7 protein-coding genes are annotated in these 10,000 nt (G+C 60.4%); 6 read left to right on the forward strand and 1 reads right to left on the reverse strand.

The window, feature by feature from the left end; translation table 11 throughout:
- Positions 1 to 4: 4 nt before the first annotated feature.
- Both ahpC and ahpF read left to right on the forward strand, forming a co-directional pair.
- On the forward strand, positions 5 to 547 hold the full coding sequence (gene ahpC, locus LDL37_RS05745) for an alkyl hydroperoxide reductase subunit C (RefSeq protein ID WP_290795500.1): 543 nt from the start codon (positions 5 to 7) through the stop codon (positions 545 to 547).
- A 144-nt stretch (positions 548 to 691) separates the two neighbouring features.
- Positions 692 to 2,281 (forward strand): alkyl hydroperoxide reductase subunit F, encoded by a 1,590-nt coding sequence (gene ahpF, locus LDL37_RS05750; RefSeq protein ID WP_290795487.1) that lies wholly within the window; start codon positions 692 to 694, stop codon positions 2,279 to 2,281.
- Positions 2,282 to 2,353: 72 nt separating this feature from the next.
- On the opposite strand, the gene argS is transcribed toward ahpF, so the two are convergent.
- Positions 2,354 to 4,393: an arginine--tRNA ligase gene (gene argS / locus LDL37_RS05755; RefSeq protein ID WP_290795489.1), complete on the reverse strand. Its 2,040-nt coding sequence runs from the start codon at positions 4,391 to 4,393 to the stop codon at positions 2,354 to 2,356.
- Positions 4,394 to 4,629: 236 nt separating this feature from the next.
- On the opposite strand from argS, the gene LDL37_RS05760 reads away from it, so the two are divergent.
- From LDL37_RS05760 to LDL37_RS05775, 4 genes are all read left to right on the forward strand, one after another.
- Complete coding sequence (locus LDL37_RS05760) at positions 4,630 to 4,806, forward strand: hypothetical protein (protein ID WP_290795491.1); 177 nt, start codon at positions 4,630 to 4,632, stop codon at positions 4,804 to 4,806.
- Positions 4,807 to 5,206: 400 nt separating this feature from the next.
- Positions 5,207 to 5,578, forward strand: a complete 372-nt coding sequence (locus tag LDL37_RS05765; protein WP_290795494.1) for a response regulator — start codon at positions 5,207 to 5,209, stop codon at positions 5,576 to 5,578.
- Between the two features lie 31 nt (positions 5,579 to 5,609).
- Complete coding sequence (locus LDL37_RS05770) at positions 5,610 to 9,065, forward strand: response regulator (RefSeq protein ID WP_290795496.1); 3,456 nt, start codon at positions 5,610 to 5,612, stop codon at positions 9,063 to 9,065.
- 106 nt (positions 9,066 to 9,171) lie between these two features.
- Complete coding sequence (locus tag LDL37_RS05775; RefSeq protein WP_290795498.1) at positions 9,172 to 9,999, forward strand: CheR family methyltransferase; 828 nt, start codon at positions 9,172 to 9,174, stop codon at positions 9,997 to 9,999.
- The last annotated feature ends 1 nt before the right edge of the window (position 10,000 follow it).

Genomic DNA, 10,000 nt, shown 5'->3' on the forward strand with positions numbered 1-10,000 from the left:
CCCGATCAAGCCCTTCAAAGCCACCGCGTACAAGGAAGGCAAGTTCGTCGATATTTCGGATGCCGACACCAAGGGCAAGTGGTCGATCTTCTTCTTCTACCCGGCCGACTTCACCTTCGTCTGCCCGACCGAGCTGGAAGACCTGGCCGGTATCTATCCCGACCTGCAAAAGCTGAACGTCGAAGTCTATTCGGTCTCGACCGACACGCACTTCTCGCACAAGGCCTGGCACGACACCTCGCCCGCCATCGGCAAGATCAACTACTACATGGTCGGCGACCAGTCGGGCACCATCACCAACAATTTCGACGTGATGCGTCCGGGCGTCGGCCTGGCCGACCGCGCCACCTTCCTCGTTGATCCGGAAGGCATCATCCAGTTCATGGAAATCACCTCGGAAGGCGTGGGCCGCAACGCTACCGAACTGTTCCGTAAGGTGAAGGCCGCTCAATACGTCGCGTCGCACCCCGGCGAAGTCTGCCCGGCCAAGTGGGAAGAGGGTGAAAAGACCCTGGCCCCGTCGCTGGACCTCGTTGGGAAGATCTAACTCCGCGCATGGGGGGAGGCCCGCCTCCCCCCATGTCCCCCCAAGGTACCCTCACAGGGCCTGCGCCAGCATTATTTTCCATATCCGGGCTTTGCGGAGCCCGCATATAGACAATGATTTTCACGACAATATACGGAGTACGCCATGCTTGACGACGGCATGAAGGCCCAACTGAAGGCCTATCTCGAAAACCTGCGCACGCCGATCGAACTGGTGGCGCACACCGATGATCAGCCCAAGTCGCGTGAACTGGTCGATCTGCTCGAAGACATCGTGGCCGCCTCGCCCAAGGTGACCCTGACCGTCTCGTCTGGCGGTGAGCGCGTGCCGTCGTTCGACATCGTGCGCAGCGGCAGCCCGGAGGTCGCCGTGACCTTTGCCGGCCTGCCCATGGGCCATGAGTTCACTTCGCTGGTGCTGGCGCTCCTGTGGGTCGGTGGCCACCCGCCCAAGGTTGAGGCCGAAGTAATCGAGCAGGCCAAGGCGCTCGATATCGACGGCGAACTGCGCTTTGAAACCTACTTCTCCCTGTCGTGCCAGAACTGCCCCGACGTGGTGCAGGCGCTGAGCCTGATGAGCGTCCTGAACCCCAAGATCACACACGTCGCCATCGACGGCGCCCTGTTCAAGGACGAGGTCGAGCAGCGTCAGGTCATGGCCGTGCCGACCATCCTGCTGAACGGTCAGCCCTTCGGTCAGGGCCGCATGGGTCTGGAGCAGATTCTGGCCAAGCTCGACACCGGTGCGCAATCGCGTGAAGCCGAAAAGATCAGCGCCAAGTCGGAATTCGACGTGCTGGTCGTCGGCGGTGGCCCCGCCGGGGCTTCGGCCGCGATCTATGCGGCGCGCAAAGGCATCCGCACCGGCGTCGTGGCCGAACGCTTCGGCGGTCAGGTGCTCGACACTATGGATATCGAGAACTTCATCTCAGTGCCGCACACCGAAGGCCCGAAGCTCGCCACTGCGCTGGAGCAGCACGTCAAGGACTATGAGGTCGATATCATGAACCTCCAGACAGCGACGCAACTGATCCCGGCGGCGACCCCCGGCGGCCTGATCGAGGTCAGGCTGCAAAGCGGGGCTTCGGTGAAGTCGCGCACCGTCATCCTTTCGACCGGGGCCCGCTGGCGCAACATGAATGTGCCCGGCGAAACCGAGTACAAGAACAAGGGCGTGGCCTACTGCCCGCACTGCGACGGCCCGCTGTTCAAGGGTAAGCGCGTGGCGGTCATCGGTGGCGGCAATTCCGGCGTCGAAGCGGCCATTGATCTGGCCGGCATCGTTGCCGAGGTGACCCTGCTGGAGTTTGCCGCCGAACTTCGCGCCGACGCGGTTCTGCAACGCAAGCTCTACAGCCTGCCGAACGTCAGGGTGCTGACCAATGCCCAGACGACCGAGGTCAAGGGCGACGGCAGCAAGGTAACGGGCCTGAGCTATAAGGACCGCCTGCACGACGTGACGCACGATATCGAACTGGAGGGCATCTTTGTGCAGATCGGTCTGGTGCCCAACACCGAATGGCTGAAAGGGACGCTGGCCCTGTCGAAGCATGGCGAGGTCGAGGTCAATGCCAAGGGCGAAACCTCACTGCCGGGCGTCTTCGCGGCGGGCGACTGCACCACCGTGCCGTATAAGCAGATCATCATCGCCATGGGCGAAGGCTCCAAGGCCTCGCTGTCGGCCTTTGATCACCTGATCCGCAGCACGGCCCCGGCGGACGTAATCGCTGCTTAGAGCCTGCCACCCGCACACTAAAAAGCCGCCGGATTTACTCCGGCGGCTTTTTTTATCAGATCGCCTCTCTTATCAGATCGCTTCCGGGCACTCGATATGGCAGATCGACAGGGCACGGGTCAGGGCCACCTGTACCGCTTGGGTGATCATCAGGCGCGCCGGGTTGGCCACGCCGTCGCTGATCACCGGCACGCGGGTGTAGTAAGAATTGTAGATCGCCGCGACGTCCATCAGGTGACGCACCAGCAGCGACGGATTGGCCGCTTTGGCCGCGGCCACCACCTTCTGCGGGATCTGCTGCACCTTCAGGAGCAGGTCGGCTTCCTGCGCGTCGATCTCATAGGTCACACCGTCGATATTCGCCGTGCCACCGCCGTTTTTGCGCAAAATGCTGCGCGCCCGACACGCCGCATAAACGACGTAGGCCCCGCCTGAACGTTCAAACCCGGCGATGGTGGCATCCATATCTGAGGCATCGATTTCCACCGCGCCTTTCAGGTCCTGCTTGAGGTCATTAAACACGATGGAGCCGATGGCCAGTTCCTGCGCCGCGCGGCTCAGTTCGGCCTCATCCGAATCCACCCGGTCAGACAGGCGGTTACGGAAATAGACCTGCGCCGCCGACAACAGCCCGATGACGTTTGAGACCGACTGACGCGACGACAGCTTCTTGCCGGTCTTCGCATCGACATAGAAGCCGAAATAGACGTGCTGAAACGCAGTCTTTGCGGCATCGGCAATCCCCGTCGCATAGGCCGAGCGGAACAGGCGGTTGAAGTGCACCTGCTGCTCCTGACCCACAACGTAAAAGACGTCGGTGGGATCGAACATCTGCGCGCGCAGTTGGATGGCCCCCATATCGCGCGTCGAATAGATGCTCTGCCCGTCGGCGCGACGCACCACGAAGCGCTCATTATTATCGAGCAGGACTACTGCCGCGCCGATATCCTTGCGGATCGACTTTATCAGGGTGTCGCGCTCAATTTCCCCGATCTCGCCGGCGGCAAAACGCGCCTCTTCGATGGCGATGGCGGCTTCGGCATCGGCCTCGCTGAACACCACAGCCTTGCCCGACGCCAGCGCCGCTTCGACCACGGCGTCGCCCGCCTGATAGTAGAAGCTTTCGCCCAGGACGAGGTCGAAATGGATGTTCAAGGCGTCATAGAAACCTTCAAACGACTGAAGGCTCCACTTGACCATGTCGATCCACAGGGCGACCTCTTCGGCGTCGCCCTGCTCCAGCGCCCGGAAGCGCGCATCCGAGGCCACCACATAGTCGGCGAAGGCATATTTCAAGAGTTCGAGATTTTTCGCATCAGGGAAATATCGCCCGGCAATGGCGGCGTCTTCGGCGTCCCATTCATCGGGGGCCTTGCCGCCTTCGAGGATGCGCTCAACCGAGCGGCGGATCTTGTAGATTTCCAGCAGCTTGTCGTTATCGCCGAAATCCGCCGGGAAGACCGCGCCAAACCGGCGATAGCCTTCCAGCATGAAGCCGAAACCACCGAAATCATTGATGTGGTTGACGCGGAAGGTATCCGCCCCCGACCGCTCCCACAGGTTCGACAGCACGTGCCCCACAATGGTCGAGCGGATATGCCCGGCGTGCAGCGTCTTGGCGACATTGGGTGACGAATAATCGACCACCGCCGAACGCCCCTTGAGCGCGTCGGAATCGCCGAAATGCGCGCCAATCGCGGTCACGGCCTGTGCCCCGCTGAGCATCCAGCCATCGGACAGGGTCAGGTTGATATACATGCCCTTGGTTTCGAGCTTCGCAATGGCGTCGGCAAAGTCCGGCCCGTTGAGGATGTCCACGATCCACGGCAGGTGGTTGGCCATAAAGCCCTTGGGCCCGCCGTCCTTCAGCAGTTGTGGAAAGCGCAGGGCAATATCGCCGCCCATCTTGGCGCGGTCGATCAGGTCGAACTTGATATCAAGCACATACCCTACCTTCGCCGACAGGGCGTCGGTGATACGCTTTTCCAGTTGCGGCAGGGGATAGGCCTCAAAAGCCACCGAAGCCGCGGCCGCGCGCTCACGGCGGTAACGCGCGACAAAGGCGTTGACCTCCGACAGGCGTGACGAATTGACCTCAGCGAGCGCGTTCATGGGGAATCCCTTGTACAGAATAATGCCAACGTCCGAAGGTGCTGACCGCACCCGGCCGTTGAAGACACGAATACTAAGGTTCATTTCCAATGAGCCTTGGTATAGGGGCCTGCATCTATGGCAAACGCGCCCCAATATCAAGGATCACGCTTATACCCTCTTTGCGTGGCGACGGCCCTTGCCTCTCTCGTCTTTACCCGTGCGGGGTTAGGGTCGGGCTTCAACGGAGGTGACCCATGATCCAGACCATACGCATCGTCAGGGCTTTCTGTGACGGTTTCCTGCACCCGACACGCTCATTGAAACGCTGTCAGCGCGAAGACCGCGCCGTGCGCGATAATCTGGGCGAAGATCAGGTAGATACCATGGTCGAAGACACCTTTCCGGCTTCTGACCCACCCAGCACCTACTAAAGGGTTGCGGGCACCGCTTAAAAAAAGCTCAATAAATGAAGACAGAAAACAATTCTATTAGTATATAGAATTGTTTTGTTCGCAATTAATTAAATTTATTTTCACTGCCTTTAAACAATAAAAATTGGTAATAACTGAATTTAAATTTGAATTTTATCTGAAATAGAAATATAAATAATCCATAAGCGTCAATCTATATCATTTTTACCCACCGGTATCGTTTCTATATTTCAAAACACAACGCCTTTCGGTTGCCTTGCCACAAAAAAGGCCCTATTGTTTTGCCGGACGGCGCAGCCAGCGTCGGCCGCTTTCCGCGTACCGTGCAGACTTTTGGCACAGGCCACCCGCCTTTGGGGCGGCCCTCAGACGACGCTACCTGTAAGCCTCAGAGACACATATGAAGATTTTGATCGTCGAGGATAACGAAGCTCTGGCCCAGACGACCGGCTGGATCATCGAGATGCTGGGCTATGACTATCGCATCAGCCTGACGCCGCAGGCGGCGCTGACCGAGGGTGAAGCCTATGCCCCTGACGTGGTGATGATGGATATCGGCCTGCCGGGCATGAGCGGCTATGACCTGTGCCGTGAAATGCGTCAGAAGCCCGCCCACGCCAACGCCATCTTCGTGGCGCAGACCGGCTGGGACGAGCGTGAGCACCGAGAACAGTCGGCAGAGGCCGGCTTCGTCCACCACCTGACCAAGCCGGTCGATCTTCAGACCCTCGAATCCGTGCTGAACGCCATTGCGGCGGACATGCGCGTCTGATCCTCCACGCTTACCCCAAGGCCGCCTGCTTATGACATCGAATGGTCCGCTTCACGCTTTGAAGGCCTTTCTGTTTCCCGGAAAAAGCCATGCCGCCGGCAGCAGTCTGGGCGTGCTGTTGTCGCTGATCTTCGTTGCCGCCTTCTTCCTGATCAGCGGCTTCATCTCCTACACCAATATCAGCACGCTGCGGAAAAACAGCGAAGAGGTGACCGAGACGCACAAGACCATACTGGGCCTGAGCGAACTGATCGCCACCCTGACCGACGCCGAAACGGGGCAGCGTGGCTATATCATCACGGGCGACGAGGCCTATCTGGTGCCCTATGAGAACGCCACCTTCGTCCTCAAGGAGCGCGCGAAGGTCCTGCAAACGCTGCTGGCCCAGTCGCCCGAGCTGAAGCCACAAGTCGATGCCATCGAAGAACGCATCAATCTCAAGATGGCGGAACTGCATCGCACGATCGACATCCGCCGCACCCAGGGGATGGAGGCGGCTGCAGCCGAGGTCAGCCGCCACCTCGGCAAGAACCATATGGACATCATTCGCCGCGAGATCAAAGAGATTGAGGCCGCGGAAAACGCGCGGCGTCAGGCGGGTATCCGTCAACGCGCCGAAGCCTTCAATACGGCCATCCTGTCCACCACGGCGACCGCCATTCTGGGCATTATCCTGACCCTGATCATCGCCGTCATTGTGCGCCGTTCGACCGAAAGACAGGCCCTGCAAAACTGGCTGTCCAATGGCGAGGTGGGTCTGGGGGCCGCCCTGTCCGGCGATCCGGCGCTCGATGAGGTGGGTAAGCGCGCCCTGTCCTTCCTGTGCGACTATCTGGGCGCCCAGAGTGCCGCCTTCTATGCGCGCGACGGCGGCATACTGAAACAGGCCGCCACGCACGGTGTGCCCGCCGAGACCGCCCTGCCCCTGACGCTCAAACTCAATGAGGGCGTGGTGGGTCAGGTGGCGGCCGAAGGCAAGATCGCCGTCCTGTCCGACCTGCCCGACCCCCTGCTGAGCGTCGGCACGGCGCTGGGGCAATGGCAGCCTCGCCACGTGGTCGTGGCCCCCGCCGCCACGGACGCGCAGGTTGATGCCGTGATCGAGCTGGGCTTTATGGCCACGGTCGATCCGGCCACGATGACCTTGCTTGAGCGTTCTTCCGACATCATCAGCGTTGCCGTGCGTTCGGCCAATTACCGCGCCACGCAGCAGAACCTGCTGGAAGAAACCCAGCGGCAATCCGAGGAGCTTCAGACCCAGGCCGAGGAGTTGCGCGTCAATAACGAAGAACTTGAGGAACAGAGCCGCGCGCTCAAGGAATCGCATCTGCGTCTGGAGCAGCAACAGGCCGAGCTGGAGCAGACCAATGTGCAACTGTCCGAGCAGGCGCGCGTACTGGAGCAGCAGAAGGACGACCTGAACCGCAGCGCCGCCGACATCGCGCTGAAGGCGCAGGAGCTGGAACAGGCCAGCCGTTACAAGTCGGATTTTCTGGCCAATATGAGCCACGAACTGCGCACGCCGCTCAATTCGTCGCTGATTCTGGCCAAGCTGCTGGCCGACAACCGCGACGGCAATCTAAGCGAAGAGCAGGTCAAATTCGCCCGCACCATCCAGTCGTCGGGCAACGACCTTCTGGCTTTGATCAACGACATTCTGGACCTGTCGAAGATCGAGGCGGGTCAGATGGACATCAATGCCGAGCCCGTCTCCTTCCGCCGTCTGGCCAGCGATATGACGCGCATGTTCGAGCCTCTGGCCGGCGAAAAGGGCCTGACCTTCCGCGTCGAAGCCGATGAAACCCTGCCCGACCTGTTCGATTCCGACCGTCAGCGTCTGGAGCAGGTGCTGAAAAACCTGTTGTCCAACGCTCTGAAATTCACCGAAAGCGGTTCGGTGGTGCTGCGCATGTCGGCGGCTGATAACAAGGTCCACTTTGCCGTCAGCGATACGGGCATCGGCATTTCCGCCGAGCAGCAGCAGAGCATTTTCGAAGCCTTCCGGCAGGCGGATTCGACCATTTCGCGCAAGTACGGCGGCACGGGTCTGGGCCTGTCGATTTCGCGCGAACTGTCGCGTCTGCTGGGCGGTCATATCGAGCTGAAAAGCGAACCCGGCGAAGGCTCGACCTTTACCCTTATCCTGCCGCTGATCTACGACCCGCAGCAGGTGGCGCCGCGCGAAACGCCGCGCAGCCCTGAACCGCAGATCATCGAAACCTTTGCGGATACACCGGCGGCCCCGATCCTGCCGACCCGCACGCGCGTTCCTGACGACCGCGACCGCCTCAGCGGCGACAAGCGCCTGCTGCTGGCCGTCGAGGACGACCCGTCCTTTGCGCGCATCCTCTACGAACTGGCGCAGGATCTGGGCTTTCAATGCCTGATCGCCAGCACGGCCGAAGACGCCATGCTGATGGTGCGTCAGTATGTGCCCTCCGCCGTGGTGCTCGACCTCGGCCTGCCCGATCATTCCGGCCTGTCGGTGCTCGACCGCCTCAAGCGCGACCCTAAGACGCGGCACATCCCCGTGCACGTCGTGTCGGCCAATGATTACATGCACGCCGCCCTGTCGATGGGGGCCATCGGCTACATGCTGAAACCCGTCAAGCGCGACGAACTGGTCGAGGCCTTCACCCAGCTTGAGACGCGTCTCGAAAAGCGGATGCGCCGTGTACTGATCGTCGAAGACGACGCCGTGCAGCGCGACTCGGTGATGGCGCTGTTGAAGACGCAGGACGTGGAAACCGTGGCCGTCGGCACGGCGGCAGAGTGTCTGGCGGAACTGAAGGCGCAGACCTATGACTGCATGGTGCTGGACTTAAGCCTGCCCGATGCCAGCGGCTATTCGCTGCTGGAAACGCTTTCGACTGAGCAGGACTACGCCTTCCCCCCGGTCATCGTCTATACGGGCCGCGACATCTCGGCGGCGGACGAACAGAAGCTGCGCCGCTATTCCAAGTCCATCATCATCAAGGGGGCCAAGTCGCCGGAGCGCCTGCTCGACGAAGTGACCCTGTTCCTGCATCAGATGGTGTCGGACCTGTCTCCCGAACAGCAGAAGATGCTGCACCGGGCCAAGGGGCGCGACAACATGCTGGAAGGGCGGCGTCTGCTGGTCGTCGAAGACGATGTGCGCAACGTCTATGCCGTCACCAACATCTTCGAGCCTCTGGGCGCCATCGTGCAGATCGCCCGCAATGGCCGCGAAGCGCTCGACGCGCTGGAGGTGGCGCAGGCCTCAGCCGACACCGCCATCGACCTGGTTCTGATGGACGTCATGATGCCGGAAATGGACGGCCTGACCGCCACGCGCGAAATCCGCAAGCGGCCGGAATGGAAGAAGCTGCCCGTTATCATGCTGACCGCCAAGGCGATGAAGGACGATCAGGAACGCTGCCTCGACGCCGGGGCCAATGACTATATGGCCAAGCCGCTCGATGTCGAAAAGCTGGTGTCGCTGGTGCGCGTCTGGGTACCGAGGTAACTAACGGTTCAACCTAATTTGTTGCCGATGCAGTTACTGATTTTATTTTTATACGCGATAACCCTAGAGTGACTTTCCTTTTAGCGGCTGGCGTGCGTGACGTGTTGTGCATAACAAGATCGAGGATATAGAAGTCCGCCTTTTCCTTGAGGCGATATATCTCAAATATCACTATGATTTCAGAGGCTACGCCATGGCCTCGATCAAACGCCGCCTGTTGCAGGCGCGCGACCATTTCGGCTGCCGCTCGATTTCGATGCTTCAGGACATGGTCCTGCACGATGAGGCCATGCTGGGGGCCCTGATGAGCTATCTGACCGTACAGGTGTCGGAGCTGTTTCGCGACCCGGCCTATTTCCGCGCCATCCGCGAAAAGGTGGTGCCGCATCTTAAAACCTACCCCTCTTTGAAGGTGTGGATCGCCGGCTGTTCGACGGGTGAGGAGCTTTATTCCTTCGCCATCCTGTTCCGCGAAGAAGGCCTTGAGGAACGCACCCTCTTCTACGCCACCGACATCAATCAGGACTCGCTGCGCAAGGCCGAGGCCGGGGTCTATGATCTCGACCGGATGCGTCTGTTTACCGAAAACCACCGCCTGTCGGGCGGCAAGACCTCTTTGTCGGACTACTACACCGCCGCCTATGGCGCGGCCACTTTTGACAAGTCTTTGCGCAAGCACGTGGTGTTTTCCGACCATTCGCTGGTCACGGACGCCGTGTTTGCCGAAACGCAGTTTGTGTCGTGCCGCAATGTGCTGATCTATTTCAACCGGGACCTTCAAAACCGCGCCGTGGCCCTGTTTGCCGACTCTTTGTCGCGCAAGGGCTTTCTGGGGCTGGGGGCCAAGGAAACGCTGCGCTTCACCGATCATCACGACACATTCGACGAATTTGCCCGCGATGAACGCCTCTATCAGAAGCGGGAGGCCGCATGAG

The sequence above is a fragment of the Asticcacaulis sp. genome, from assembly GCF_020217185.1.
GTDB lineage: Bacteria > Pseudomonadota > Alphaproteobacteria > Caulobacterales > Caulobacteraceae > Asticcacaulis.